At 41.9% G+C, this 26404-nt stretch carries 26 protein-coding genes; 16 read left to right on the top strand and 10 right to left on the bottom strand.

Annotated features, from left to right (window positions below):
* Positions 1-78: 78 nt before the first annotated feature.
* From zwf to pgl, 3 genes are read left to right on the top strand one after another with little or no spacing between them, the layout of a single operon-like run.
* Positions 79-1659, top strand: a complete 1581-nt coding sequence (gene zwf, locus ABVC65_RS02720) for a glucose-6-phosphate dehydrogenase (protein ID WP_004122794.1) — start codon at positions 79-81, stop codon at positions 1657-1659.
* The gene (locus tag ABVC65_RS02715; RefSeq protein WP_353582548.1) at positions 1656-2609 is read left to right on the top strand and encodes a glucose-6-phosphate dehydrogenase assembly protein OpcA; all 954 of its coding nucleotides are present in this window, start codon (positions 1656-1658) and stop codon (positions 2607-2609) included. Before zwf ends, ABVC65_RS02715 begins: the two co-directional genes overlap by 4 nt.
* Positions 2610-2642: 33 nt before the next feature.
* A complete protein-coding gene (gene pgl / locus ABVC65_RS02710; RefSeq protein ID WP_285067710.1) occupies positions 2643-3464 on the top strand; it encodes a 6-phosphogluconolactonase in 822 nt (273 codons plus the stop codon).
* Between the two features lie 279 nt (positions 3465-3743).
* Here pgl and gndA read toward each other — a convergent pair whose 3' ends face one another.
* Complete coding sequence (gene gndA, locus ABVC65_RS02705; protein ID WP_353582547.1) at positions 3744-5204, bottom strand: NADP-dependent phosphogluconate dehydrogenase; 1461 nt, start codon at positions 5202-5204, stop codon at positions 3744-3746.
* Between the two features lie 415 nt (positions 5205-5619).
* Between gndA and ABVC65_RS02700 the strand changes: the two genes are divergently transcribed.
* From ABVC65_RS02700 to ABVC65_RS02665, 8 genes are all read left to right on the top strand, one after another.
* The gene (locus ABVC65_RS02700) at positions 5620-5877 is read left to right on the top strand and encodes a glutaredoxin family protein (protein ID WP_353582546.1); all 258 of its coding nucleotides are present in this window, start codon (positions 5620-5622) and stop codon (positions 5875-5877) included.
* A 52-nt stretch (positions 5878-5929) separates the two neighbouring features.
* On the top strand, positions 5930-6424 hold the full coding sequence (nrdI, locus tag ABVC65_RS02695) for a class Ib ribonucleoside-diphosphate reductase assembly flavoprotein NrdI (protein ID WP_353582545.1): 495 nt from the start codon (positions 5930-5932) through the stop codon (positions 6422-6424).
* Between the two features lie 78 nt (positions 6425-6502).
* Positions 6503-8725 (top strand): class 1b ribonucleoside-diphosphate reductase subunit alpha, encoded by a 2223-nt coding sequence (gene nrdE, locus ABVC65_RS02690; protein WP_435528272.1) that lies wholly within the window; start codon positions 6503-6505, stop codon positions 8723-8725.
* Between the two features lie 83 nt (positions 8726-8808).
* The gene (nrdF, locus tag ABVC65_RS02685; protein WP_353582544.1) at positions 8809-9888 is read left to right on the top strand and encodes a class 1b ribonucleoside-diphosphate reductase subunit beta; all 1080 of its coding nucleotides are present in this window, start codon (positions 8809-8811) and stop codon (positions 9886-9888) included.
* 229 nt (positions 9889-10117) lie between these two features.
* On the top strand, positions 10118-10303 hold the full coding sequence (locus ABVC65_RS02680; RefSeq protein WP_353582931.1) for a hypothetical protein: 186 nt from the start codon (positions 10118-10120) through the stop codon (positions 10301-10303).
* Complete coding sequence (locus ABVC65_RS02675) at positions 10219-11670, top strand: ATP-binding protein (protein WP_004122775.1); 1452 nt, start codon at positions 10219-10221, stop codon at positions 11668-11670. Before ABVC65_RS02680 ends, ABVC65_RS02675 begins: the two co-directional genes overlap by 85 nt.
* 440 nt (positions 11671-12110) lie before the next feature.
* The gene (locus tag ABVC65_RS02670; protein WP_004122774.1) at positions 12111-14309 is read left to right on the top strand and encodes a hypothetical protein; all 2199 of its coding nucleotides are present in this window, start codon (positions 12111-12113) and stop codon (positions 14307-14309) included.
* Between the two features lie 6 nt (positions 14310-14315).
* Positions 14316-14987 carry an ABC transporter ATP-binding protein gene (locus ABVC65_RS02665; RefSeq protein WP_004122773.1) on the top strand — a complete coding sequence of 224 codons (672 nt, stop codon included), beginning with the start codon at positions 14316-14318 and terminating at the stop codon, positions 14985-14987.
* A 57-nt stretch (positions 14988-15044) separates the two neighbouring features.
* On the opposite strand, the gene ABVC65_RS02660 is transcribed toward ABVC65_RS02665, so the two are convergent.
* Together ABVC65_RS02660 and ABVC65_RS02655 are read right to left on the bottom strand one after the other, a co-directional pair.
* Entirely contained in the window at positions 15045-15218 is a 174-nt protein-coding gene (locus tag ABVC65_RS02660; RefSeq protein WP_004110365.1) for a hypothetical protein, read from the bottom strand.
* Complete coding sequence (locus tag ABVC65_RS02655) at positions 15215-15508, bottom strand: DUF2089 family protein (RefSeq protein WP_004110367.1); 294 nt, start codon at positions 15506-15508, stop codon at positions 15215-15217. The genes ABVC65_RS02660 and ABVC65_RS02655 overlap by 4 nt, the downstream gene beginning before the upstream one ends.
* A 526-nt stretch (positions 15509-16034) precedes the next feature.
* On the opposite strand from ABVC65_RS02655, the gene ABVC65_RS02650 reads away from it, so the two are divergent.
* From ABVC65_RS02650 to ABVC65_RS02640, 3 genes are read left to right on the top strand one after another with little or no spacing between them, the layout of a single operon-like run.
* The gene (locus ABVC65_RS02650; protein WP_004122772.1) at positions 16035-16496 is read left to right on the top strand and encodes a hypothetical protein; all 462 of its coding nucleotides are present in this window, start codon (positions 16035-16037) and stop codon (positions 16494-16496) included.
* Between the two features lie 34 nt (positions 16497-16530).
* Positions 16531-17184, top strand: coding sequence for a response regulator transcription factor (locus ABVC65_RS02645; RefSeq protein WP_004122771.1), 654 nt, complete (start codon positions 16531-16533; stop codon positions 17182-17184).
* A 34-nt stretch (positions 17185-17218) separates the two neighbouring features.
* Positions 17219-18391, top strand: a complete 1173-nt coding sequence (locus ABVC65_RS02640) for a hypothetical protein (RefSeq protein WP_004122770.1) — start codon at positions 17219-17221, stop codon at positions 18389-18391.
* Between the two features lie 196 nt (positions 18392-18587).
* Here the strand turns inward: ABVC65_RS02640 and ABVC65_RS02635 are convergent, their stop codons facing one another.
* Complete coding sequence (locus ABVC65_RS02635) at positions 18588-19820, bottom strand: histidine kinase (protein ID WP_353582543.1); 1233 nt, start codon at positions 19818-19820, stop codon at positions 18588-18590.
* The gene (locus ABVC65_RS02630; RefSeq protein ID WP_353582542.1) at positions 19814-20554 is read right to left on the bottom strand and encodes a response regulator transcription factor; all 741 of its coding nucleotides are present in this window, start codon (positions 20552-20554) and stop codon (positions 19814-19816) included. The genes ABVC65_RS02635 and ABVC65_RS02630 overlap by 7 nt, the downstream gene beginning before the upstream one ends.
* A 192-nt stretch (positions 20555-20746) precedes the next feature.
* On the opposite strand from ABVC65_RS02630, the gene ABVC65_RS02625 reads away from it, so the two are divergent.
* On the top strand, positions 20747-21250 hold the full coding sequence (locus ABVC65_RS02625; RefSeq protein ID WP_353582541.1) for a hypothetical protein: 504 nt from the start codon (positions 20747-20749) through the stop codon (positions 21248-21250).
* Between the two features lie 41 nt (positions 21251-21291).
* Here ABVC65_RS02625 and ABVC65_RS02620 read toward each other — a convergent pair whose 3' ends face one another.
* A complete protein-coding gene (locus ABVC65_RS02620; RefSeq protein WP_353582540.1) occupies positions 21292-21639 on the bottom strand; it encodes a hypothetical protein in 348 nt (115 codons plus the stop codon).
* Between the two features lie 235 nt (positions 21640-21874).
* Here ABVC65_RS02620 and ABVC65_RS02615 point away from each other — a divergent pair, with 235 nt between their 5' ends.
* Positions 21875-22111 (top strand): hypothetical protein, encoded by a 237-nt coding sequence (locus ABVC65_RS02615; RefSeq protein ID WP_004122761.1) that lies wholly within the window; start codon positions 21875-21877, stop codon positions 22109-22111.
* Between the two features lie 11 nt (positions 22112-22122).
* On the opposite strand, the gene ABVC65_RS02610 is transcribed toward ABVC65_RS02615, so the two are convergent.
* From ABVC65_RS02610 to ABVC65_RS02595, 4 genes are read right to left on the bottom strand one after another with little or no spacing between them, the layout of a single operon-like run.
* On the bottom strand, positions 22123-22755 hold the full coding sequence (locus ABVC65_RS02610) for an FMN-binding protein (RefSeq protein ID WP_353582539.1): 633 nt from the start codon (positions 22753-22755) through the stop codon (positions 22123-22125).
* A 56-nt stretch (positions 22756-22811) separates the two neighbouring features.
* Entirely contained in the window at positions 22812-23657 is an 846-nt protein-coding gene (locus tag ABVC65_RS02605; RefSeq protein WP_353582538.1) for an ABC transporter ATP-binding protein, read from the bottom strand.
* Positions 23658-23716: 59 nt separating this feature from the next.
* Positions 23717-25018 (bottom strand): ABC transporter permease, encoded by a 1302-nt coding sequence (locus ABVC65_RS02600; RefSeq protein WP_353582537.1) that lies wholly within the window; start codon positions 25016-25018, stop codon positions 23717-23719.
* Positions 25008-26396: an ABC transporter permease gene (locus tag ABVC65_RS02595; RefSeq protein WP_353582536.1), complete on the bottom strand. Its 1389-nt coding sequence runs from the start codon at positions 26394-26396 to the stop codon at positions 25008-25010. Before ABVC65_RS02595 ends, ABVC65_RS02600 begins: the two co-directional genes overlap by 11 nt.
* Positions 26397-26404 lie beyond the last annotated feature (8 nt).

Raw genomic sequence — 26404 nt, 5'->3', positions numbered from 1 at the left:
TGAGAATCCTTGTAAGACATGCGCAAATCCTGGTAAGTCCTGAGCAGCAAATCAAGTCGAAACATTACGATGGTATACATGACTGAATTAAGAACCACAATATGCTCGACTGGACATAGCGAAGAAACCACAGCTTGGAAAAATCCGCTACGCGATCCACGAGACTTACGTTTGGCTCGTATTGCAGGACCATGCAGTTTAGTAATCTTCGGAATTACTGGCGATTTAGCGCGCAAAAAACTGATGCCAGCCGTATACGATTTAGCAAATCGAGGGCTTTTGCCACCTGGATTTGGCTTAACTGGCTTCGCAAGACGCGACTGGACGGATGAACATTTTGTAAACTTTGTGCGTGAAAATATTCAACAACATTGCCGCACACCATTTCGTGAATCAACATGGATTAACCTTGCTAAAGGCATACGTTTTGTTCGCGGAACATTCGACGACGCAAGCGCATTTGAACGCTTAAGCAAAACAGTAAGCGAGCTAGACAGAGATCGCGGAACTCGCGGAAATCACGCGTTTTACATGTCAGTTCCACCTTCTAGCTTCCCTGTTGTGGCACAGCAGTTAGCAGCATCGGGGCTTTCGCACTCCTCCGAAAACGCATGGAGACGAGTGATAATCGAAAAACCATTTGGCCACGATTTAGCAAGCGCTCAAGAGTTGGATCGCGTAGTTTCCGAAGTTTTTGACCCTAATTCTGTATTCCGCATAGACCACTATTTAGGCAAAGAAACTGTGCAAAATTTGCTAGCTTTTCGTTTTGCAAATGCAATGTATGAGCCAATTTGGAACGCTAATTATGTTGATCACGTGCAAATCACTATGGCAGAAGACATTGGAATAGGCGGAAGAGCTGGATATTATGATGGAATTGGAGCAGCCAGAGATGTTATTCAAAATCATCTGCTGCAACTAATGGCTCTTACTGCTATGGAAGAACCAGTGAGTTTTAGTGCTAGCGACTTGACGGCTGAAAAAACGAAAGTTTTATCCGCAATCCGACTACCTCAAAACTTGGCTTCTAATACTGCGCGAGGACAATACGCAGAAGGATGGCAAGGATCGTATAAGGCTATTGGATATTTACAAGAGCAAGGCATAGATCCTAAAAGCACTACGGAAACATACGCTGCCGTGCGTTTAGATGTAGATACTCGTCGCTGGGCTGGAGTGCCATTCTACTTGCGAACGGGCAAGCGCTTAGGCAAGCGCGTTACAGAGATTGCCGTGATTTTTAAGCGCGCTCCACACTTGCCTTTTGAGTCCACTGCTGTGCGTGAACTTGGTAGTAATGCGATTGTGATTCGCGTGCAGCCAGATGAAGGCGTGACAATGCGGTTTGGGGCAAAAGTGCCAGGCGGAACATCTATGGAAGTTCGCGATGTTTCTATGGACTTTAGTTATGGAAGATCTTTTACAGAGAACTCTCCAGAAGCCTACGAGCGCCTTATTCTAGACGTTTTACTTGGCGAGCCACCGCTTTTCCCAACTACACAAGAAGTTGATTTAAGCTGGAAAATTTTAGATCCTATTGAAGATTTTTGGAGTTCGCTTGGCACACAACCTCAGCCATACCGTGCTGGAACGTGGGGTCCAGCAGAAGCTGACGCTATGCTTGCTCGCGATAATCGCCATTGGAGGCTGCCATGATTATTAATCTTCCTGATACTAATACAAGCAAAATCTCTGCAAAAATCGACGAGCTTCACGAAGAGCGTGGAGAATCTGCAACTGGACGCGTGCTCACTCTTCTTATTGACACCACTCTTAACGATTTGGAAAATGCACTGGGAGCAGCAAATTCGGCTAGTCGAGAGCATCCTTGCCGAGTTATTGCCATTGTTCGAGAATCACAAGTCAATACAGCAGATTCACAAAGCGAAGAAATGCCAAACTTAGACGCGCAAGTGCGTTTTGGTGCAGATGCTGGAGCTGGGGAAATCATTATTCTCTACCCTCATAATGGCTTAGTTCGACATCCAGATACGCTTGTTATTCCTCTGCTTGTCCCAGATGCGCCAATTGTTGCGTGGTGGCCTACAAATGCACCAGAAAATCCTGCTAAGGACTTACTTGGAGCTATGGCAAGTAGCAGAATCACTGATGCTCAAAATGCGGACAACACTCTTGAAACTGTGAAAAATTTGCGCAAAAATTGGTCTTCTAAAGATGTTGATCTTTCTTGGACTCGTCTCACTCCTTGGCGTGCAATGCTAGCTTCTATGCTTGACCAGCCTCCGCATTTACCTGTTATTAGCGCTAAGGTTAGCGGTCCAAAGCATTATGTTCCGATGCATTTGCTCGCACAATGGCTAAAAATATCGCTTAATGTTCCTGTTGAAATTGTTGAGGATTCGAGCGCGCATGCAATTACGGAAGTAAGTCTTAAAAGACAAGATGGCGTGCTTTCTTTGACTCGTCCTTCTGGGGAAGAACAAGCAATGATAAGTCTTCCAGGACAAGCAACACAGCCAATTGCAATGCCAATTAGATCTTTAGAAGATTGCTTGAGTGAGGAGTTGCGTAGAATCGATCCAGACGAGATCTATGCTCAACTTGTTCACGCAGATTGTTGCACAATGCAAGATAACGAACTTTAATACAACGGGTAAAAAATAATAAAAGGATTCATTATGGCTGAAGATTTTAGATTTGCACACAACGCAACAGTGTACGGCTACGATAATCAAGATATTCTAGCTGCTGTTGCTGCGCAAAAACTTGTGACTTTGATTATGCAATGGCAAAACAATGTTGAAAATCTTAATAAGCCATTCCATCTTTTGCTAACAGGTGGAACAGATTCTATTCGCATGTTTCAAATGTTAGCTAGCAACCCATTGCTTCCAGCAATCAACTGGTCCAATGTTCATATTTGGTGGGCAGATGAACGTTTTGTAGCTTATAACAGCGAAGATCGCAATGCGCTCAAGGCTCGCGAGCTACTTCTTAACATGCTTAGCGATCACAAAGTTTTGCAGGAGTCTCATATTCACGAAATGCCTGCAGATGATCGCAATGCGCAAGAAGTGGCGAATGCTGGCGATGCTGAAAACAATGCGATTTTAGACGCAGCAGCACGCGATTACGAAGAAGAAATTATAGGCTTACTAGGCAAAGAGCCAGTGTTTGACTTGGCAATTCTTGGAATGGGACCAGACGCACATATGGCTTCACTTTTCCCAGGATTACCACAGATTCATAATCGCGAGCGCATAGTTCTAGGCGTAAATCACTCCCCTAAGCAGCCGCCAATGAGATTAACTCTTAGCGCACCCGTGCTGGCTCATAGCCGCCGCACTTGGTTCTTAACGGCTGGCGAGAAAAAAGGAAAAGCTTTAATGAACGCGCTTTCTTCGGATAATAACCCAGATTATCCTGCGTCTTTTGCCAACGGCACGGAAGAAATCGCATGGCTAACCACTGCAGAAACTTTGCACGCCGCAATTCAGTAATCTGCATAATATTCAGCAAGTCAAAAATTAAATGCGCTACATAAGTTGGCGCAAATGCGAAAATAGCATGTTCAAAACATGGCGCATTTGCGAAAAACAGCCCCTAAAAACATGGCGCATTTGCGAAAATCTTTATAAAACCATTGAAATATCAAAGAAATCAATCAATTTAAGAATATTAGTAAAATTCAGCAATAAAATATGCTAAAAAAGATCAGAATAGAGTACAGACCTCTGCATAATAATGCAAAGGTCTGTTATCTCTAAATATTATTTGTTTTAGTCTTGCTTTACTTCTGGACGATTAGCATCTGCCCACAAAGTGTGGAATACTCCTGGCTCGTCGATGCGACCGTAAGTGTGCGCACCGAAGAAATCGCGCTGAGCTTGAATAAGCGAAGCTGGCAAACGCTTAGAACGCAAGCCATCGTAGTATGCAAGCAAGCTGGAGAACGCTGGAACAGGCACACCGTGCTCCACTGCGCGCGCAATAACACGACGCCAAGCAGCCTGAGACTTTTCAATAGCATCCTTAAAGTAAGGAGCAAAAAGCAGAGAAACGCTTGCCTCACCGGACTCAAAAGCCTCGGAAACGCGATTCAAGAACTGAGCACGAATAATGCATCCGCCGCGCCAAATGCGAGCAACAGCAGCCTGGTCAATCTTCCAATCATGTTCAATAGCCGCGGCTGCAATCTCATCGAAGCCCTGAGCATAAGAAACAATCTTAGAAGCGTACAAAGCTTGGCGAATATCCTCAATAAATGCCTCGCGCTCAGCATCGTTCAAATCAAAATGCATATCTGGACCAGTCAAACCTTGGTTTTCTGCAGCTTCTCGCAAAGCAACCTGGCTTGAAAGTCCGCGAGCAAACACAGCTTCCGCAATACCAGTTACAGGGATTCCAAGCGAAAGCGCAGATTGCACAGTCCAAGTACCAGTGCCCTTCATACCAGCGTGATCCACCATCATTTCAACCAAAGGCTTACCAGTCTTAGCGTCTTTCTGACGCAAAACATCAGCCGTAATCTCAATCAAATAAGAATCAAGCTCGCCCTTGTTCCACTCGCTGAACACGTCCGCAATTTCGTCGGACTTCATTCCCAAACCGCGAAGCATTAAATCATAGCTTTCTGCAATAAGCTGCATATCCGAGTACTCGATGCCATTGTGAACCATCTTCACAAAGTGGCCAGCACCATCGGTGCCGATATGAGTTACGCAAGGCTCACCTTCTGCAACAGCCGCAATCGACTTTAAGATAGGACCAAGAGTCTTCCAAGATTCCTCCGTGCCACCTGGCATCATCGAAGGGCCGCGCAAAGCTCCTTCTTCGCCACCAGAAACACCGCAACCAACATAATGAAGTCCGCGCGCGCGAATATTACGCTCTCTGCGAATCGTGTCTTCAAAGTAGGAGTTTCCGCCGTCAACGATAATATCTCCCGGCTCCATAGCGTTCGCAAGTTCTTCAATAACAGCATCTGTAGGAGCACCAGCTTTTACCATAATGATTGCTGTGCGTGGACGCTTAAGCGAAGCCACAAATTCTTCAACAGTTTTAGCAGGCACAAAAGCACCTTCACTGCCATGCTCATTCATCAAAGTTTCAGTGCGCGAATAATGACGATTATAAACAGCAACTGTATTGCCGTGATGCGCAAGATTTCGCGCTAAATTCGATCCCATTGCAGCCAAGCCAACAACACCAATATTTGCTCTAGCTTGAGTTTCCGCCATTTTGCACCTCTATCTTTTAATATTTATAACAGTAATATTTATAACCGTTTTATTATTTTATGATTGTTTTATCTTTAACACTTAACCAATCAAAACACACTTTTTTAAGTTTATCGACCTATATGCACAAGATAAAGCACATGTTTAAAGATCACACAAGAATCGCGATTTTGTGATAAAGATTACATTTTTACTTTTATTCAAACCTATTTAAAAAGTCTTAGATGCCGCTTAAATCTTACAGACACGCGCAATCGCAAAAATTTGGACACACTAAATATAGTGATTAGCTATACAACACACCACTATAAATAGTGTTAACTGATAGTAAACTATTAAATCGTGCTAAAAAGCACAAACTTAAATAATTATCAAGCAAAAAACTTAAACACCACATAACGAAGGGAGACGAACCGTGACTATTACAGTTTTCACCAAGCCACATTGCCCACAGTGCGATGCCACAAAGCGTCAATTCACTAAGCTCGGCGTGAATTTTGAAACAGTAGACTTAACTCAAAGCCCTTCTACTTTAGACCAGTTGCGCGCAGCAGGATACCGTCGGGCGCCAGTTGTGATTACACCAGATTCGTCTTGGAGCGGATACCGTCCAGACCTGATTGCGCAAATCGCAAGTCAACTAGAAGACGAAAATCTAAACGAAAACAATTAAAGCAACCAACAATCAACAATCAAAGCAATTAAAGCAATTAAGAAGCATAAAAATGTGTGATCAAGAAAATATGTCACAACCAAGCGAGCCAGAAGCGCGCGCGCAAGGCGAATCAATCGGAGCTGTAGTCTATTTTTCTTCCGTCTCCGAAAACACACTACGATTCGTGAAAAATTGCGACTTTCCAAGCAATAATGTGAACGTGTATCGCATACCGCTTCGTCCAAAAGAGCCAGAATTGCACGTTCGCGAACCATATGTTTTGATTGTTCCAACTTACGGCGGTGGAAACATTAAGAAAGCGATACCGATTCAAGTGCGCAAATTCTTAAACAATCGCGAAAATCGTTCGTTTATTCGCGGCGTAATATCTTCTGGAAATACGAATTTTGGTGACGCATATTGCGCTGCAGGCGGTCAAATTGCAGGAAAATGCGCAATTCCAAATATGTATTCGTTTGAGCTCACGGGAACTCAAGAAGATATTGAAAAAGTAGCGCAGGGAATACCAAGATTTTTAAGGCAATTAAAAGAAGCAGATAAATAAAGATAAACAAACAAAGACAAATAAAATCAACCAGCGTTTGAAAAGCAAAAACAACGCACAAGGAAAGGAATAAAACCCATGAATAGCACGGATCCGATGAGCGAATCTACTTCGCTTAATCTTGATCACACTGACGACGCCAGCATTGCTAGCAGCACAGCAGAACGCATTCGCAACAGCCGCGACTACCACGTTCTTAACGCTATGCTCGGTCTTTTCGACCCAGAAAAAGGCATTCAGTTTGATAAAGATCAGGAAGCAGAGAAGCTTTACGTTTCGGGTTACGTGCAAGAGCACAGCATGAAGTTTGATTCAACTCGCGAGCGCTTGAATTATTTAATTGACAACTATTACTACAACGGCAACGTTTTCCACAAATATAGCGACGAGTTTCTAGATAAGTTCTATGAGCACGCAGAAGCCGCTCACCACACTTTTGGCACATTCTTGGGCGCTTTTAAGTTCTACACTTCTTACGCTTTGAAGACTTTTGATGGCAAGCGGTATTTGGAAAACTTCGCTCAGCGCGCAGCTGCAGTCGCTTTGGAACTCGCAGACGGCGATGAAAAAGCAGCGCTCAATTATTTAGACGAGATGCTTGCAGGCCGCTTCCAGCCGGCAACCCCAACGTTCTTGAATCTTGGTAAAGCTCAGCGCGGAGAGGCTGTGAGCTGCTTCCTTGTTCGTTTGGAAGACAACATGGAATCTATTGCGCGCGGAATTAACTCTGCTTTGCAACTTTCTAAGCGAGGCGGCGGCGTGGCTCTTCTGCTTACGAATTTGCGCGAACTTGGCGCTCCTATTAAGCGCATCGAAAATCAGTCGAGTGGCGTTGTGCCTGTTATGAAGCTTTTGGAAGATTCATTCTCTTACGCTAATCAGCTTGGCGCTCGTCAGGGCGCTGGTGCCGTGTATATTAGCGCTCACCACCCAGATATTATGCGTTTCCTTGACACTAAGCGCGAGAACGCGGACGAGAAGATTCGTATTAAGTCGCTTTCTTTGGGTGTTGTGATTCCAGATATTACTTTTGAGCTTGCTAAGCGTAAGGAAAAGATGGCTTTGTTTAGCCCTTACGACGTTGAGCGCGAATATGGCAAGCCGTTTGCAGACATTTCTGTTACCGAGCATTACGATGAGATGATTGCAAATCCTCGTATTCACAAGAAGTACATTGATGCTCGCGAATTCTTTATGACTCTTGCGGAAATTCAGTTTGAGTCTGGCTACCCTTACATTTTGTTTGAGGATACTGTTAATCGCACGAATCCTATTGAGGGCCGCATTACTATGAGCAACTTGTGCTCAGAGATTTTGCAAACTCAAGAAGCAAGCACTTATAACGCCGACTTGTCTTATAGTCACGTTGGCCGCGATATTTCTTGCAATCTTGGCTCTCTTAATATTGCTAAGGCGATGGATGGTGACTTAGGCGCAAGCGTTGATTTGGCTGTGCGTGCGCTCACTTCTGTCTCCGAGCACACTTCGATTGATTCTGTGCCTTCGATTCGTCGCGGAAACGCGGAAGGACACGCTATTGGCTTGGGTCAAATGAATTTGCACGGTTTCCTTGCTCGCGAACACATGCAGTACGGAAGCGAAGAAGCTCTTGACTTTACAGACATGTACTTTATGACGGTTGCCTACCACGCTTATAAGGCTTCTCACGCTTTGGCTGTAGAGCGCGGCCACGCTTTTGCAAGCTTTAAGACGAGCGCTTACGCTAAGCCTGCAGGCCAAGGAAACTACTTCGATAAGTACACAGATGGCAGCCGCTCGCTTGAGCCTAGAACTCAAAAGGTTCGCGATTTGTTTGCTCGTTTTAACGTTGCAATTCCAAACGCAAACGACTGGGCGACTTTGCGCGATGAGATTTTGAGCGATGGCATTTACAACGAGTATTTGCAAGCTGTTCCTCCAACTGGCTCAATCTCGTACATCAACCATTCCACGAGTTCGATTCACCCGATTGCTTCTCGCATTGAGATTCGCAAAGAGGGCAAAGTTGGTCGCGTCTACTACCCTGCTGCATACATGACGAACGACAATATGCAGTACTTTAAGGATGCATACGAGATTGGCTGGAAGGCGATTATTGATACTTACGCTGAAGCAACGCAGCATGTGGATCAAGGATTGTCACTTACTTTGTTCTTCCCAGACACTACTACTACTCGCGATTTGAACAAGGCTCAGATTTACGCATGGCGTAAGGGAATTAAAACTCTTTACTACATTCGTATTCGCCAGAAGGCTTTGGAAGGTACGGAAATCGAGGGTTGCGTAAGCTGCACGCTGTAAACCTTATGGTTGCAAATCTTTCGAACGCCAAATCAAAAACTTAAAAATTTTATAAAAACGTAAACACAAAATCAGGAGTAATTATGACAGAACTCAGCCCAACCGAGCTTAGAAGTAGCCTCGATAAGCCTTTCGGCACGAATCGCGTAATCGCAGATGACGCTATGATGGCAGCTTCCATCACTCCAGCTCAGTACCGCTACCATCACGGTTCGCGCGTGCGCCCAGTTAATTGGAATAATATTGTTGACGACAAGGATTTGGACGTTTGGAATCGTCTTATTGCTAACTTCTGGCTTCCAGAAAAGGTTCCGCTGAGCAACGATATTCCTTCTTGGCGTTCCCTCACCGACCTTGAGCGCAAGACTACTACTCGCGTTTTTACAGGCTTGACTTTGCTTGATACCAGCCAGGCAACTATTGGTGAGCTTTGCCAGATTGAGCACGCTCGCACTGAGCACGAGCAGGCTATTTACACGAATATTGCTTTTATGCAGTCGATTCACGCTCGCTCCTACTCCTCTATTTTCTCTACTCTTTGCTCTAGCGAAGAAATTGACGAAGCTTACCGTTGGGCTGTTGGCAACGACGTTTTGCAGCAGCGTGTTACCACCGTGCTTTGCGAGTACGAGAGCGAAGATCCGCTTAAGCGCAAGATTGCTGCAACTATGCTTTCTTCGCTGCTTCTTTACGCGGGCTTCTATCTTCCGCTTTACTTTGCTTCTCGCGGTAAGATGATGAACACTGCCGATATGATTCGCTTGATTTTGCGTGATAAGGCAATTCACGGCTACTATTCTGGCTACAAGTTCCAGCGCGGCTTGGAGCTTAGAAGCGAGAACGATAAGAAGAATCTTGAAAAGTTCACTATGAACTTGCTCGATACTTTGTACGATTTGGAAGTTGAGTATTCTGGTCAGATTTATGAAGGATTTGACTTCCACGATGACGTTTTTGATTTCGTGCGTTATAACGCTAACAAGGCTTTGATGAACCTTGGCTACCCTGCTAAGTACAGCGAAGAAGAAACTCATGTAAGTCCAGAAATTCTCGCAGCTCTTTCTCCTGCTGCCGACGAAAACCACGACTTCTTCTCTGGCTCTGGTTCCAGCTACATTATGGGCAAGTCTGTTGAAACTGACGACAACGATTGGGACTTCTAGTCACTAGACACTAGTCGATAATTAATCAGGTTGCTTATGCACTTTTCATAAGCAACCTCTTTTTTTTATTTAATTATTTAAGAACGTTTACATTTTGTAACTATTCTTAAATATCCGCGTACTTATGGCGTTATCGTGGCAGAAATTGCAAAAATCGCAAAAACTGCCACGATAACGTGCGGTTGCGTTGAGTATATTGCAAAATAATATAATTTAGATTATTATAATTATGATTATAATAATCGCGATTATATTAACTAGAGCGCAGATTCGGCAGCCAGAAGATGCGCTGAAAAATATTGCAATTATTGGCATAGCGGCAGGTGGAATATGGTTTTTGTTGGCAGACAAGACGAGTTGCAAGTACTGGAAAAATTGTATGAAAGCAGCAAACACTCGTTCCAGATGGCAATAGTTTATGGCCGAAGACGAATAGGAAAAACTTCGCTTATTTCACAATTTTGTAAAAATAAGCGCGCAATACTTTTTACTGCTCGCGAACAAACCAATATCGAGAATTTACGTGATTTCTCGCGCGTTGTGTACGACTTCTTCAATCTACCGTCAACTACAGGATCGTTTAATAATTGGAACGACGCTCTCGATTTTGTTGCGAAACAATCTAACAACGCAAATCAAAGCGCTTCTCAATCTCCACTTATTCTAGTTTTCGACGAATTTCCGTACGCAGCTCAAGCAGATAAATCCTTAGCGTCAACATTCCAAGTCGCAATAGATCATAAATTTAAGAACACGAACATGACTCTTATTTTGTGCGGCAGTAACGAAGGATTCATGGAAAGTGAAGTGCTTGGCAAAAAGAGTCCACTTTACGGAAGGCGTACCGCACAGATTCGCTTACAACCATTTAATCTTTTTGAAGCATCTGAGCTTATGCCAAATAATGCTACTTGGGAAGATAAAATCAACTATTTTGCATCTCTTGGAGGAACACCATACTATATTGAGCAGTTAGATAATAAGTCTTCGTTTGCGGAAAATCTTGAGCAATTATGTTTTAACATTTCGGGAATTTTGTACGCTGAACCAGACATGCTTATGCGCCAGGAATTGCGCGATCCGTCAACATACAATAGTGTGCTAAATGCTCTTGCTACGGGATGCAATACTCCGACTTTGATATCGGATCGTATTGGATTGCCAGCTACATCGGTGAACGTGTATTTGAAAACATTAGAAGGCCTTGGATTAATTGAAAGAAATATTCCATTCGGCATGAATCCACTTCATTGTAAAAAAGGATTATGGCAGATTTGTGACCCATTTTTTGCGTATTGGTATAGGTTTGTAGCACCTAATAAAGGATTGATCGAACGCGGACTTTCAATCGCTGCCGCAAGTAGCGTTCTTGGTGGCGAACATGAAGTGTTTAGCACTTTTGTAGGTCAACAGTTTGAGAAAATGTGCGAACAGTGGATTGTGCGCCAATGCAAAATTGGCAGAATGGACTTTTTGCCAACTAAGTTAGGTAAATGGTGGGGTGCTGATCCTATTGCGCGCGAACAAACTGATATCGATATTGTTGCAGAAGACGATATTAACAAGCAGCTTCTTATTGCAGAATGTAAGTGGCGTAATAATCTCAACGAAGCTGAAACAGTGAGCAAGTTGTTGCAGCGAGCAACTTTAGTTGAGAATGCAAAAAATCGCGATTATAAGAAAATATTTATGCTTTTTACAAAGTATCCAACTTCTTACAATCCTCGTCATGCTAAAACAAGCATCAACTTTGTTGACGCACAAACAATGTTTTTTAACTGATTACGAGACAATAGTTACATACTATATCGCGCAGCCGAAATCATGCGTTATCGTGGCAGTTTTTGCTAATTTTGCAATTTTTGCCACGATAACTCGTATAACATAACAACGGAACAGCATTATGCGTCACAGATTAACCGCCTACTTGCATCTGCTGCGCAAAGGTTCGTCCAAGTACTCGATTGAAATAGGTCCAAATACTCGATTAAAACGCATCCTTAACATTTCTTGTTGACGCAACAAACAAGTAAATCTATCATGTTAGTGGGAGGCACATTGCCCCCCCCCCGACAAATAAGTTGGAGGTTTACGATGAAGAAAATTTCACGTATTGTATCGACAGTAGTACTAGCAGTTTCCATGGCATTGGTGCCATGTGCTACTGCCTATTGGGATTGCAAATAATCTGTATGTATGAATAACTTATCATAGGGGATGCGATGTCTCGATTGTTGCGTTCATTGTCATGCGCACTTGTTCTTCTGCTTGCATTATTTGCATCGCTGCTAGGTTTGACAAGAATGAGTGACTCCTTGAGCGATTGTATTGCTATATATCCACAAACGAGTCGCCTTTTTTCATTGCGCGGTGTGACAGAAGACAAAGCTGATCAAATTTATGCATTACTCAAGAAGACTGTTGCTCAGCATAATGCTTTTGTGGTTCGTAATGATATGCGCCTAGCGGCTAGTGATGCTGGTGTAGATGGTTTTGAGCTTGGCATATTTGGCAATCCGCGGGGTAAAGATGATTTGCTCACTTTGTCGTATCTCGGAACGCCGATTCTGACATCGCATGCCTTTACGCAATTATTGCACAGCGAAAGTAGCAAAACGCTTGGACTTGATATGGCAAAAGCAGATATGCTTGCTGATCTGCCCGCTATTTCCATTGAGGGTTCGCGTTTAGTTGTTCGTCAATTAGATGCCCTCGTCGACAATAGTAAAACAAAGCTTGGCGATTACAGGATTGTGGGACTTTCCAATCGAGACTACCATGCATTAGTTACTCAAGCTGCTCGCATCGCTAGTACAACCTACCAAGATTTTCAACGTGGAAAATCTGGAATAGCACGATCCAATAGTTTTAATCAACTTACTTTTATTATTGTCTGCATTGTAACAGTGTTGCTTCTTGGCATTACGATAATTGCTGATGGGTATCTTTCGTATAGAACATTGGGAAGCTACTTATTGCTGGGTTGGTCGCGTTCATCGTTTGCTTTGCGTCATCTTATGCCGATACTTGTTTCAACGCTCGCCGTATATCCTCTTGTTTGTATCGTGATGAGTTTATTTACTCGCGGATTTATATGGAATATTCAATTGTTAATGCAGGCGCTGGTTATAGCGTTGCCAGTTATTGCAGTTGTGTTGCTTCTCAGTGCATTAGTCATTTTGATGATTATTTCTGTAAAACCAGTAGATGCAATTCGTAATCGTATCACCAAACGCGGTATGCTTATTGCTCTTGCACTCGTTTATGCTATTGCATCAACATGCGTATTAGAAGGTGTGCATAGCATAGATGGGCCAATAGGCGAGTTGGAGAAAAGTGTGGAAGTTGCTCGTTTGTGGCATCCTGTATTAAACCAGAGAATTATGTATCACCGTCTTGTAGGGCAAGATGGTGCTTCGGTATCTGGTCAATCGACGCAGTACGCCAAAGATGCTTTTGCATGGTATCGTTCCATTGAGGATAAGCCAGGAGTAAGGCTTATTTACACAAGCTTCTTTGATGCAGATATACTACAAGATTGGCGCAATGGTAGCGTATATAAGCATGTACCTTCTAAGCCATTCTGGTCGTTTGTGGCATCACCTAAGTACTTGCAAGATCAAGGGTTTACTGTAAATAACGAGGTCAAAAACCTTGCTCGTCAGGGTGTGCGCATCTACTTCATTCCCGATACGTATAATCCTCAAGAGCAGACTTCGATGAGGCGGTGGCTTCAAGAGTCAGACAACTTAACGTCTACTGATGTTTCGACCAAGTTTACTATGCATCCACAATTCGCATTCCGCACGTATCATCCTTCTCGCGAGTGGTTTAACTGGTCCACAGATATTCATCATAAGGTTATTGTAAAAGATCCTATTATTTTTTATGCGACAAGTGATAATTTGAATGCATCTGAAAGTGAATCATTACTTGCTGGCGGCCTTGACAATAGTTACATTAAATTGAATGATCAAGCAGCAGCTCGATATCTGAGCGACGCTTATACTGCACGGTATCATCTTGATGATAATCATCTTCAATTCTTACAAGTAGGAGAATGCATTGCAGGCTATCAAAAGACGATTATGCAGACGTTGCAATTGTTTGGTAGTGTAATTCTGCTTATTACCCTACTTATGTTGATATTGCTTATAGCGGTTATTGCTATGTTTGCAGCATGTTATCAAGAAAGTATTGCAGTGAAACGATTGCTTGGTTTTTCGCTATTACGCATATTTTCTATGCCGTTCTTGCTTGTAGGAATCGTTCAAGGAGTACTTTTTGTTATTGCTTCGATTGAACGTACTCGTTCTGGCATGATATATGTGCTGATTTCGGCAATTATTGAACTCATATTATTAACGATACAAACATATTATTTGAGTAATAAACACATTACTTCTATGGTAAAGGAGTAGTTGATAATGCAAAACAATGGTATTGAACCTTTAATAAGTGTACGCAATCTTTATAAATCATATGGAAATCGACCGGTTTTACATAATCTTAGTTTTAGTGTGCAACAAGGAGAATCGTTAGCAATCATGGGGGCTTCTGGCTCTGGAAAATCCACTATTCTCAACATTCTCGGCATGCTTGAAACCTATGATAAAGGTGAAATAAAGATTGCTGGCAAAGAACTTCCAGCTATTAATTCCGTTGCTGCTACCAAGTTACGTCGTTATCATATTAGCTATTTATTTCAATCGTTTGCATTGCTCAATGATCGAACTGTGCTTGATAATTTGTGGATTGCGATGGCATATAATAAAGAGTCAAAGTCTGTTAAACACCAAATGATTGATGCAGTTCTTGCTGAACTCAATATTGAGTATGCTAAAAATGACCGTATTGCTGTGCTTTCTGGTGGTGAACAGCAGCGAGTTGCGATTGCTCGTGCAATGCTGAAACCTGGCTCGTTGATTTTGGCAGATGAGCCGACGGGTTCACTTGATAGAGATCTTGCTGATAAAGTGTTTGCGCAATTGCAAGCGATGAATAAAGAATATAACAAGACATTGCTTGTAGTGACGCATGATCCTTTGATTGCTCAGCGGTGTGATCGTGTGTTGCATATTGAGGCGCTAGCTCGGTAGTTGCATTGCTTCTCTTCTTTCTTGTTAAAATTCGAGTTATCGTGGCAGTTTTGTGTTTTATAAGTCTTGTAATGCAATTCTTTTATCTTCTGCAGACTGCTTAGATGACTTATCGTCTTTCTTAAGAGAATGCGCATAGCGAATAAGACTTCTTGCGATAAAGAACACTAAAGCACATATGGCAAGTGCGATAAGAATGTCAATTATTGGACCAAATAATGCATAGCTCATGATTCATCCTTTCTTTTTCTATATTCGTTTATGAGTGTTCGAGCTGTGTCAACGTCGTATTTATCGTCAATAGCAAGACTCTTTACTAAAAGAACGAATGGGTCTTCTGGTTCATTGTCGCTTATACGCAGTTTTTCAATGAGCCTGTTAAGCCTGATTCTCATCGTTGGGTAAGAGACTTGATACATTTGCGACATTTCTTTTAACGATCCAGACGATAATACAAAGTTCTTTATAAACGACATATCTTCGTCTGTGAGATTAGCCATCCATTTTGGAATATGATCCATATCACCCCTTTCGTCAACCTATAAAACTTTAATTAAATTAAACTTTTATTAAAAATATTAAAGTTGTTGTGTGAGTTTGTCAAGAATGAACATGAGAGATATGACGCAAAGAGACATTTTTATGTCGCCAGAATTGTCGCTTTGTCGCCAATGGATACAAAATTTAGTCATTTTGCTTAGCGTTAAGAACGTTCAATAAGTTTATAATTTCATCAAGTACGCTTGAAAATGTTATTCCTTTTGTATAACCATATTTTTTAAGCAAGTTATCGTGGCAGAAATTGCAAATCTAGCAAAAACTGCCACGATAACTCCATAAGTACGCGGATATCTAAAAATAGTTCCAAAACGGAAATATTCTTAAATGTTGATTGTTGAGAACATACAAACTGCTAATAGTAAAAGTTTTTAAAAAGTTTTCTAAAAACGCTATCGTTAAAAATAAGTACGCCTATTTGTGTAGATAAAATTTGAACGTTAGCATGTTGGTAATTCACAAAACAAGAATCACAAGGAGGTGCTTATTATGACTAATCCTTTGCGCGGTATAAGAGAAGAGGATATTGTTAAGTACTTTAAAGCGCATAATCTTTCAGTTGGTAAAACATATGTGCTTACTATGAAGTACAACCCTTGGTGGAAAGATTTACTAAAATTGTTTGTCTTCAACACGCTGTGGTACGCCATGGAAGGTACTGCTACACGTATTGTCGCTGCCACTAATAATGAGTTTATTGTTGTTAATCCGAATGTCATTTTAGGCTCGGGTAATCTAGCTAAATTAGACGATAAGTATCTTCGTCGTATTGCGTGGAATCAACTCACTAATTTTGAAGTTATAAGTAAACCAACAACTCAAATAATTCGTTTTACTGCGAATGGCAAAACCGAAGAATGGAGTGTGCCAACGGAAAGTGCTAGCGTATGGCACTTTAATGTGTACAATCTTGATAATTTGAGAAAAACAATACAATCGCACATCTCTTGATAAGTGGATTCCAAAACAAGATACCATATATTGTATGAACACTACTTACGCAATTGTTGATAATGACACGCTTGTATTGCGATATATGCAACTCCTTCTGAAAAGTCGTTTGCCTGAAAACTTTGTTTGTGCATGGATGTGTTCTTCTGCAAAACAAGCTATTCATCGTTGCGTTACAGAAAATACTCCTGACGTACTTTTAGTAGATATGTCAATGAGAGAAATGAGTGGTGTTGATGTAATTAAGGCAATTCGCGAGCGCAATAGCAATATTGTTTTAATTGGCATTACTTCCTACATGCTGGATGAATACGTATTGCAAGTTTCTAAGGCGGGTGGTCAAGCGTTAGTGCATAAAGACAATTTAGCAGACGTAGTTGCAGCTATCCAATCGCGCACAACAAGCTACGGTTGCCCAGAATTGCCAAAATATATTGACTATTTTCACACTCCGCAAGAATCATTTAATATGATTTCTCAACTTCCGAAGACTTCAGTTTTGTCTCCTCAAGAATCGGAAATTATGCGCTTGTGCAAACAGGGGTATTCTACGAAAGAGATTGCAGATCAGCTTAATGTGAAAGTTTCAACAGTAAACACGCATTTACGGCGTATTTATGGAAAACTTCAAGTCCGAAGTCGAATGCAGGCGCTTGCTGCGCTCGCAAAATATTCGCATGACATATAACGTGTAAGAAATTAACGTGTAAAAGTAGGTAGTTATGAAATTATTAACGCGTATGATCAATTTTTTGCCGCATGACGCATGGCAGAAAATTGGAATTGGTGTAATCATAAGTTGTACTTTGATTCTTGAAATTTGTTCCTATAATAATCTTCATTACTACTCTAATTGGCATGCAATTACAGTTGAAATAGTATGGATTGTAATCTGCTTATGTATTGCAATATGGCCTCGTAAAGCATCTTTTATTGTGCTTATTTGGATGCCGTTGGTAATTATTGCGCCAAATATCAACTACTCATCTATGATGCTTACCATATTGATTTGTTTGGCAATTGCTGTAATCACTCAGCCTTGGTACACCGTGCTTTCTTCTTGCGGAGTATCTTCATGGTTCTTTATTATCTGCGATTTTCAAAACGCTCATGTGTTAGCGTGGTGGCTTCTTATAACTCTTATTTCTAGCGCAATCGTAAAATACTATATTTCTACTATTCACCAACAGCAGGAACAGTTATTTGCACAGCGTTACAACGTTTTTCAAAAATATGCCACTATTGCCGCAATTCGCATGCACGATGAAGTAACTAATGAGCTTTCCAGCATTATGATGATGGCTCAACAATCTATTGAACCTAAAACGACTCATGACCAAGAGCATGAAAATTCGCGAGAGATTCTTCAACGTGCTACTACAACTGTTCATAGAGCACGTAATATCATTTCTCTTCTTGACAATGCTACAACTGCAAGCACTGGCGATGTTATGCAATCGACTACATGTTATAAAGATTTTTGTACAGGATTACGCGTTTTATTTGATGGTGAGCAAAAGTCATTTGAGAAGCTTGGCTATATTGGTTCCATTGACTTTAGTAGTGATTTAGCTGCTGAAGATTCGAGATCAGCGCATTTGCCTTTTGAAGAATGTTCTCAAATTGAGTATATTTGCCGAGAACTGCTTGCGAACGTAAAAAAGCATGCTGCAAAGCCTAAAGAATACGCCATGAATGTAATGCTTAATGACCATGAATGTCATATTACGTGTATAAATAGTGCGCAACGAGGTATTCTTGCTAACTTGCAATTAGGATATGGACTGCGTTTTCATAAGATACTTGCGGAACGCGTTGGTGGAACTTTTAAAGTTATTGAAGATGGCGATTCGTGGATTATTAATGTACACATTCCGCTTCATGTAGAGAAATAGCCATTGTGAAAGATACTTATTGTGCTTTCTCTTGCGCGTTAATCTAGTATTTGGACGCGTCTGCTTCATGGCAGATGCAAGTAGGCGGTTAATTTGCAATGCAGAATGCTGTTTCGTTGCTATGTTATACACGTTATCGTGGCAGAAATTGCAAATCTAACAAAAAATGCCACGATAACGCATGATTTGAGTGATGCTAGTTTAGCGGAATAACAACATTGACCAGCCAAGTGTCGTCATCTTTTTGCGCGCTTAAAGATCCACCTAAGCGTTCCACAGATTTTTTGTGGAATAGTAGCCCTTTGCCAAAAACAAGTCTTTCGCCAAACTTATTCAACGTCGAAATCGAATTCATGCACATTATTTTGCATTCTCGCTCATCAACCGTAACATTCATAGAAAAATCAACGCTAGTATTGCAATGCTTACGAATATTAGTAAGCAACTCGCTGCACATGCGAATAGCACATTGAGCTTTTTCAGTACTAACAGTTGCAGATGCAGTAAAATCACCACTCCCCGAACTTTTATCAACCACTGTTATCGAGCCATAATACCCAAGCTGCTCGCAAATCTTACGCTCAGATTGCAATCGTGCGCGAATATTGCATAGAAAATCAGCCAAAGTCACGCAATTATTACCATTAGAACCATAAACGAACTGCGTGCTAGCAATACTAGCAATATTTGAATCTAAAGAATCATCATACTTATGCTCAGCTTGCTCGAGTAGATTAATAACAAGTCGCGTTTTAGAAAGCGCATTACGAGAATGCTCAACAATCTGCTCTAATGACTCTTTTGTATGCTCACCGCTCTCGGCATACAAAGCATCAGTCGCAAGCAATGTAATATCCGTAATCTCATTGTTCACATCGTCATGCAATTGCAACGCAACAGACGCAATATAAGACTGGAACTCACTGCGCACAATATCCATTTTTGCGCGATTATTTTCTTCCAACATGTTCAAATACTTGCGCAAAGCGTAACCGCAAATCATGGAAATAAGAATAAAACAAGGAAAAGTAAGCGGAATGTACGCCATTTTTGCAAAGTACATAATATTCAGCGAAACTATGTACGCACAAAGCAAATACTTCCACGAATCGTAAAAGCCTGCAACAAACATGCTAGCGATCAATGAAAAAAGAAAGCAAGTTGCATTTACGCCTGGTACTGCTAACGTTACGCAATATAAAATCGGAGTTACGAGGGATATTTGACGCGAAAAAGCAATCAAAAGAAATATTACGAACATCCAAACGTATTGGCACACAGATTGCTGCGGGTTATGCCACAAACCAGCTGTATTGCACGATTGCACATCCATTGACACTACAAGAATCGCCAATATTATGAATAAAGTTCGCTGAATTTTCCAGCTTTTAACCAACTCAATAACGCGCGAAAATGTTTTCATTAACATGCGCTATCCGTTTCTTGCAAAAGATTCGGATGATTTTGCAGCGAATCATTAAAATATTGCATATTGCTATTTTGCTCACGATTTTGCATTGCAGCAAATGCGGATATTGCTTGCACGCGGTTAGAAACGTGCAATTTTTTGTAAATCCTATGAATATGCGTGTTAATAGTGTTTGGCATAAGACCAAGTTGAGCCGCAATCTGATTTGTTGTGTAGCCTTTAGCGAGCAGATCCATGATTTTTAGTTCTTGAGGCGGCAAAACGCTACGCGACCTTGATTTAGAAAGTCTAATAAAAGATTCTTGCGGAGTAGCAAAATCGTAAGCAACATCTTTAACACATCGGCAGCCATACACGTGCTGATTATCGCAATATTGCAAAGCTTCTGCTAGTCCTTTGAAATTGTCTTTAGCAACCATAGCTTGCCCACCAACTTGCGCAACCATCGAAGCGTAGGATCTACAATCGTAAGAAGTCATGCCAATTAAAATAATGCTGTTGTTTTGCTCACGAATTGCGCGTATTACCTCTACTCCAGACATGTCTTTCATTGACATATCTATCAGAATATAATCCGGAGTTGTTTTTGTTACTTGGCAGTGTTGCAAAGCTTGAACGCCTGATTTTACGCACCATTTGCACACGTACTCACTTGGCAAAAGCTTGCTGAGCACGTTTCGCATAACCGCTAAAACTAGTGGGTCGTTATCTACTATTGCATACGTTTTTGGCATAATGGCTTTCTTGCAATCACACGCTACTTTTCTTATATTCTACTTTATAAACGCGCGCAAAGTAGGGCAAATTGTGTAGTAATAAATGATTACAAGTAATGCACGTAAGTCAAACTTGGTTATAATAAGTAACAATATGCGACTTTTGGTTGCGTTGAAATTCATATTCAATAATGATTGCAGCAGGATTATATGACAAAACGATTAGTAGTATTGCACTCCGCAGAAGTAGCTGCGGTGGCGCTTGCCTCAACAGCTGCTTTTATGCGTAGTTTTGGCTTTTTCGTTTTGTGGCTTGTACCAGGACTTCTTTCTGTTGCATTGTATTCTTATGCATATTTTTTCTTGCGTAAAAGCGTTATTAAAGAAAAAAATGCGTATATAGAAAATAATATATCTAAGATTGATGGCGCAGGCGCTAACAGAACAAGTGATGATGTTGAGAATATAGAAAGCAACAAAGATTACATAATTACTCTTGAGCAAGAGCGCAAAAAAGTCGAATCACAAAATAAGCAAATACGTAGCAATTATCTAAATAATTTAATAAATATTATTACATGCTTTATTTGTGGGCTTATTCACGTTCCTTGGATTTATTACTATGGAATTGCAAATGGCGTTGTAACATTGGCGATTCTGTGGCGAGTAATAAAGCGCCCACAAGGTCACCCTATTGATGAAAGCGATTTTTAAGGATTTAAGGCTTTAAGGATTTAGACTTTAAGGATTTAAGCTTATTGTTGATCTTCCATTGAAAGATTTAATCCTTTTGCGGCATTGCGAAAATCTTCTATATGATCGCCATAGCCGTCTGCAATAATAGCATCCTCTTTTACAACAAAAGAGCCATTTTCTAGCACAATATATTTTGTAAAGAATTCTTCTAATTGCTTAGCTAATTCATCAATTTCATATTGTGAAAGCTCTTCGCTACTATTTTCCGCAAGGTTATCTTCCTGCTTTTGAATTTGATTAATGCTATTTTCGCAAACTTTTCCTATTTTGTTTACGTTATCTTCTGGATGCCAAGAGTTTATGCCAAAATCACTCATGCTTACACTACCCATATCTGCGCTACTCATGTTTGTATCTCCTTGTATCTGTAACGTATTTGCGCAACATATTTGTGCGTTGCTTTAAGTCTAATTACAAACATTTTCCGCGCAATATTGAGTACTGAGTTTTGAGTACATCATATTGCTCGAGGGATTGCAATATTTATACTAGAAATACAAAACGCATACGAACGATAAGAAATGTGCGCGAATTAGCTACAATGCTCACAAATAAAACAGCAAATTAGAAAGAAGGCAACTCATGAGCAAGGACTCTATAAAACTTATTAAAAAAACGCTTATTTGGATTCTTAAGTGGGCAATATTTACAGCAGTCGAATTCCTTCTTTTGTACGTTGCGATTATTTCTTATGATCATGATTTTGCACAGTTCATGCACGAATACAGTGATGCCATTATTCCACTTATGGCAGGAATCGGAGCTATGGCAGCAACGATGATTCGCAACGAAGGCACTATTCTTGAAGTCATGGAGTAAGGTGGTTAATATTATTGCGCGGATTGAATTGAAGCCTCTTGGCGAGCAACGTCAAGCGCTTTGTTGAAGGCGTCACTAGTCCAACTTGCTCCAGCAACAACCGAAATATGCAAATCTTTTAGCGGTTTTCCAACGATTTTTCCTGGAATAGCCTCGCTAAAAGCGCTCATGTGTTTTTTGGAAATCGGTGTAAACGGATGAGGCGTGATTTCAACACTGCTCACATTTCCGCTTGCAACACTTAAATTCACATCAATACTGTCTTCTGCAACTGGACCATACGTAGCTTTGATTTTGTAATCGCCATCTTTGTAGTTGCCAGTGTCTGTTTTAGGAGAATTTTGCTGATTCTGCTGATTTTGCTGATTTTGCGAATCCTCACTTTGCGCGGAAGCATGCGATTGTTTAGCGCCAGAATCATAAGATTTCGAAGCATTGCCACTATCGTTTTCGCTTTGACCAGAGTTTCCTGCAAACTCATCATTCATCGGCACAGCACTCGGCTCGCCGCAAGATGCAAGAAGCGCACTTGAGCTAGCTAAAACCGCAATCGCAGCAACCGTTTTTGCAATTTTTTTAGACTTCAAATCATCACGCAAATTATTACAGCGTGAAACATCGTGAAACATATTATCTGAAACCATAAAATCATCGCCTTTAAATCTTAAATTAAACCCATACGCAACTAATCATATAAAAACTAATCATCTAAATTCGCTAATTTAGGCGATTTAGTCGGCTCATGATTTTGCAAAGCTTCTGCAACACTTTCATCAACGTGAGCACTCGTAAACGCAGGCTTGCCACCAATCGCCTCGTACGCTTTGCGTGCACTATCATTATTCCAACGCTCGCCAACAAGCACACCGTGATTAAGCATGATTTCGCGATCTGCGCATTGAGCAACCAAAGAATCGTGCGTTACAACAATAATCGTAGTGCCTTGCTTGTGCAGCTGCTTAAACAAGTCGAGCACAATCTGCTCATTTTTTTCGTCCAAATTACCAGTCGGCTCATCCGCAATAAGCAACTTCGGACAGTTAATAAGCGCGCGAGCAACGCATACACGCTGCTGCTCACCGCCAGAAAGCTGGCTCGGCAAATGATGAGCGCGATCCTTCAAGCCAACGCGCTCCAAGGCTTCCATGGCTTGAGATTCGTCTACAACAGAATGGTAGTATTGCGCAACCATCACGTTTTCAACTGCTGTTAAATGCGGCACAAGATAAAACTTTTGAAACACAAGACCGATTACGTTTTTTCGAACGTCTGCAAGCTGACCTGCGTTCAAATCCTCGAGCTTTCGGCCTTGCAAAGCAACAGAGCCTTTAGATGGCGAATCCATGCACCCAATAATATTCATCAGCGTAGTTTTGCCAGAACCGCTCGAGCCAACAATCGAAAGCCACTCGCCTTGAGGCACAGTAAGAGACAAATCGTCAACAGCGCGAAGAGAGCCGTAAATCTTGGAAACATGGTCCAAAGTCAACAGCATTTCTGGCTTGGAATCAGTATTTTCCTGCCTATTTTCTACATTCTCTGCCATATCAAATCCTTAAAAATCCTTAACTAAACATTCTAAAATCATTCTAAAATCACTCTAAACTATTCTTCTCGAAGCACAATCGCAGGGTCGATTTTTGACGCGCGCAAAACAGGTGGCAAAGCAGCAACGCAAGACACTGCAACGCTAAACACAATAGAAAACGCAACCAGCCACCAGTTAACGCTCAAATCTCTAGAAAACACCATTGATGCAAGCAAGCGCGCAAAACCATACCCTACCGCCGTACCGGCGATTCCGCCAATAAAGCCATAAAGCCCAGATTCCGCAGTGAATTCAACGCCAATGCTCTTAGCACTCGCACCCAAAGCTTTGCGCAAGCCAATCTCATTTCTGCGCTGTTGCACAATCGAAGAAATCGTAGTGCTTACGCCAACCATCATCAGCGCAAGAACAACCAGCGAAACAATCCAAAATAGGCTGCGAAGCATAGCAATAATGCCAGTGTCTGCAGCCGTAACTTTGGTTACTTGTTGCGCGCGAACACGCATAGAAGTCATATCGTTAATGCTGCGCACAACCGCCTCTACATTCGGCGCAGAAGACGAGTAAGCAATCACGTCCGCGCCGCGCTTAACGCCTGTAAGCGCACGCAAATCCGCGTTAGTTGCGTAAAGCATGGAATCTTCGGCATCTCCCGTGTCTAGAATGCCGCAAACGCGGAAAGTTGTGCCGTGAGTATCCATAATATCCGTGGAAACTCTGCCTTCAACAAGCTTATTTTGGGAAGATTTTTCCGTTTGATTATCTGCTTGATTATCTGCTTGATTATCTTGCGACTTACCTTGCGACTTTTGTGCAGGCTTATGTGAATCCGAGGAATTATCGCCAGCGCGATACGCGATTGCAATGCGCGAACCAATCTTTAAGCCCATAGCAAGAGACACATCTCGCCCAACCATAACGTTTCCACTGCTAGGCCAAGCGCCGTCCACATTCCAATGCTTATTAAGCGACTTAACAGCAGAAACATCTACTCCAGCAAGCACGTACGGAGCTGCATTAATGCGCACATTTTCGTAACGGTACGTAGCAGATCGCATAGCGCCTTTTGCAAGAACCATGTCGTTAGTGTGCAAAACCATTGCGCGATCAATGCCATTCTTCCACTCGCCTGCAAGCGGCGTCACAATAATATTCGCTCCATACGCGCGCATTTCGTCACTCATTTGTTGAGGAACAACAATGCAAATTGCAGCCAAACAAAATAGCGTTGCAGCACCAACAAGAGTGGCAACTACTGCCATAAGCGCACGCGACTTTCGGCGAAAAACCGCGCCAAAAAGCATAGTTGCAAACATTGCGCTATTAGAAGTCATACCAGAACCAGATTTAACGCCCATGAAGCACCTCCGCAGGACGCACATGCAAAATAGAGCGAATAGAAGAGCCAGCGGCAACAAGAACAGTAATCGCAAGAAGAACAAACACCAGCACAAATACCATTGGTCGAAGCGAAATCGCAGAACCAAACACGCCAAATCCAATCACTTGCGCAACTCCAAAGCCTGCAATCATGCCAATAAGCGCACCAACGCACGCAATAACCGCTGTTTCCATAAGCATTAGCCGCGCAACAGCGCCATCGCGCGCACCCAGCGCCTTGAGCAGCGCAAGCTCCCCCGAGCGCTCCGAAATCGCAGCCGCCATAAGATTCGCAACCGCAACAGCCGCCGCAACCAAGCTAAGCGCCGTCATAAGCACCATCACAGCGCGCGTCTTGTTAAGCACGCTGCCTTGCATAGCCGAAACTTGCCGCACTTGCTTTGCAACAGCTCCTGGAATCACTTCTTCAATTTGGTAAGTAATCGAGCTTGGGTAAGCCGTGCAATACCAAGTCTCCCACTCTTCTTGGCTAAGAGCCGCTGGATTCTTAGCCGCTTTACGCGCTAAATCGTTTTCTGGCGTAGTCAATGCTTTAACCTCAATCGCCTCAACCATATTTGGCTTATTTGCAAGGCTTTGAGCTTCGCTTGAATCCGCGTAAATCGCGTTATTGTCGCTATCTCCAGAATCGTAGATGCCAACAATTTTAAGTGAGATTTGCCTGCCAGAACGAGTTAGTTTTATTAGCTGACCAACTTTTAGATTATGACTTTTAGCAAGATTTGTGCCAACAGCGGCTTCGCGCTTAAAATCACGTGGGAATCTGCCTTCAATCATCTTCCACCAAGACCGCATTCCTTGCACGCCAACAACTGTTGTCTCTCCAGAAGCGAGCGCAAGCTTGCGATTAAACCAAGTGCCAACAATCGGAACTACTGAATTAGCAGAATTAGTGGAGTTAGCAGAATTAGCAGAATTAGCAGATTCAGTAGAAGAATTTGCTTTAAGATTTGCGTAAATCGTTAGTTTTGGCGAAAAATTCGTTATGTTAAACGCCCAAAAAATCATTTTGATTTTTGCAGCATCCGATTCCTTCAAAAAAGCAGTAGATTCTTCGCTTTCCGCATCAGCCAAAGTTTGAGAAGATTGCGAATTACTATAAGCTGACTTTGTGCGAGAAGCATACAAGTCGTTCACAACAGCATTCGACTTAGGCTGAACAATAATATTGGATCCGTAAGAGCTAAGCTCCGCGTTAATTTTGTCTCCAACGTCGTAAACAACACTAAGCATTGCCACGCTTACACACGCACTCAAGCACACAACAATCGCTATAAGAACTCGCTTTTTAATCTGCCTTGCAAGAGATCGCGCAACCATTCGAATCATAAACATTTGCAAGC

It is taken from the genome of Gardnerella vaginalis (assembly GCF_040427915.1).
Lineage (GTDB): Bacteria > Actinomycetota > Actinomycetes > Actinomycetales > Bifidobacteriaceae > Bifidobacterium > Bifidobacterium vaginale_C.
This window is presented reverse-complemented; position numbering and strand designations above follow the sequence as displayed.

Excerpts from the sequence above, each read along its gene's own strand:
- ABVC65_RS02675 (WP_004122775.1), top strand. The coding sequence starts at position 10,219 with ATGGTTTTTGTTGGCAGACAAGACGAGTTGCAAGTACTGGAAAAATTG.
- ABVC65_RS02615 (WP_004122761.1), top strand. The coding sequence starts at position 21,875 with ATGAGCAAGGACTCTATAAAACTTATTAAAAAAACGCTTATTTGGATT.
- ABVC65_RS02680 (WP_353582931.1), top strand. The coding sequence starts at position 10,118 with ATGATTATAATAATCGCGATTATATTAACTAGAGCGCAGATTCGGCAG.
- ABVC65_RS02665 (WP_004122773.1), top strand. The coding sequence starts at position 14,316 with ATGCAAAACAATGGTATTGAACCTTTAATAAGTGTACGCAATCTTTAT.
- nrdF (WP_353582544.1), top strand. The coding sequence starts at position 8,809 with ATGACAGAACTCAGCCCAACCGAGCTTAGAAGTAGCCTCGATAAGCCT.
- zwf (WP_004122794.1), top strand. The coding sequence starts at position 79 with ATGACTGAATTAAGAACCACAATATGCTCGACTGGACATAGCGAAGAA.
- ABVC65_RS02635 (WP_353582543.1), bottom strand. The coding sequence starts at position 19,820 with ATGTTAATGAAAACATTTTCGCGCGTTATTGAGTTGGTTAAAAGCTGG.
- pgl (WP_285067710.1), top strand. The coding sequence starts at position 2,643 with ATGGCTGAAGATTTTAGATTTGCACACAACGCAACAGTGTACGGCTAC.
- ABVC65_RS02715 (WP_353582548.1), top strand. The coding sequence starts at position 1,656 with ATGATTATTAATCTTCCTGATACTAATACAAGCAAAATCTCTGCAAAA.
- ABVC65_RS02630 (WP_353582542.1), bottom strand. The coding sequence starts at position 20,554 with ATGCCAAAAACGTATGCAATAGTAGATAACGACCCACTAGTTTTAGCG.
- ABVC65_RS02660 (WP_004110365.1), bottom strand. The coding sequence starts at position 15,218 with ATGAGCTATGCATTATTTGGTCCAATAATTGACATTCTTATCGCACTT.
- ABVC65_RS02655 (WP_004110367.1), bottom strand. The coding sequence starts at position 15,508 with ATGGATCATATTCCAAAATGGATGGCTAATCTCACAGACGAAGATATG.
- ABVC65_RS02595 (WP_353582536.1), bottom strand. The coding sequence starts at position 26,396 with ATGTTTATGATTCGAATGGTTGCGCGATCTCTTGCAAGGCAGATTAAA.
- nrdE (WP_435528272.1), top strand. The coding sequence starts at position 6,503 with ATGAATAGCACGGATCCGATGAGCGAATCTACTTCGCTTAATCTTGAT.
- ABVC65_RS02670 (WP_004122774.1), top strand. The coding sequence starts at position 12,111 with ATGTCTCGATTGTTGCGTTCATTGTCATGCGCACTTGTTCTTCTGCTT.
- nrdI (WP_353582545.1), top strand. The coding sequence starts at position 5,930 with ATGTGTGATCAAGAAAATATGTCACAACCAAGCGAGCCAGAAGCGCGC.
- ABVC65_RS02600 (WP_353582537.1), bottom strand. The coding sequence starts at position 25,018 with ATGGGCGTTAAATCTGGTTCTGGTATGACTTCTAATAGCGCAATGTTT.
- ABVC65_RS02620 (WP_353582540.1), bottom strand. The coding sequence starts at position 21,639 with ATGAGTAGCGCAGATATGGGTAGTGTAAGCATGAGTGATTTTGGCATA.
- ABVC65_RS02640 (WP_004122770.1), top strand. The coding sequence starts at position 17,219 with ATGAAATTATTAACGCGTATGATCAATTTTTTGCCGCATGACGCATGG.
- ABVC65_RS02610 (WP_353582539.1), bottom strand. The coding sequence starts at position 22,755 with ATGGTTTCAGATAATATGTTTCACGATGTTTCACGCTGTAATAATTTG.
- ABVC65_RS02645 (WP_004122771.1), top strand. The coding sequence starts at position 16,531 with ATGAACACTACTTACGCAATTGTTGATAATGACACGCTTGTATTGCGA.
- ABVC65_RS02625 (WP_353582541.1), top strand. The coding sequence starts at position 20,747 with ATGACAAAACGATTAGTAGTATTGCACTCCGCAGAAGTAGCTGCGGTG.
- ABVC65_RS02650 (WP_004122772.1), top strand. The coding sequence starts at position 16,035 with ATGACTAATCCTTTGCGCGGTATAAGAGAAGAGGATATTGTTAAGTAC.
- ABVC65_RS02605 (WP_353582538.1), bottom strand. The coding sequence starts at position 23,657 with ATGGCAGAGAATGTAGAAAATAGGCAGGAAAATACTGATTCCAAGCCA.
- gndA (WP_353582547.1), bottom strand. The coding sequence starts at position 5,204 with ATGGCGGAAACTCAAGCTAGAGCAAATATTGGTGTTGTTGGCTTGGCT.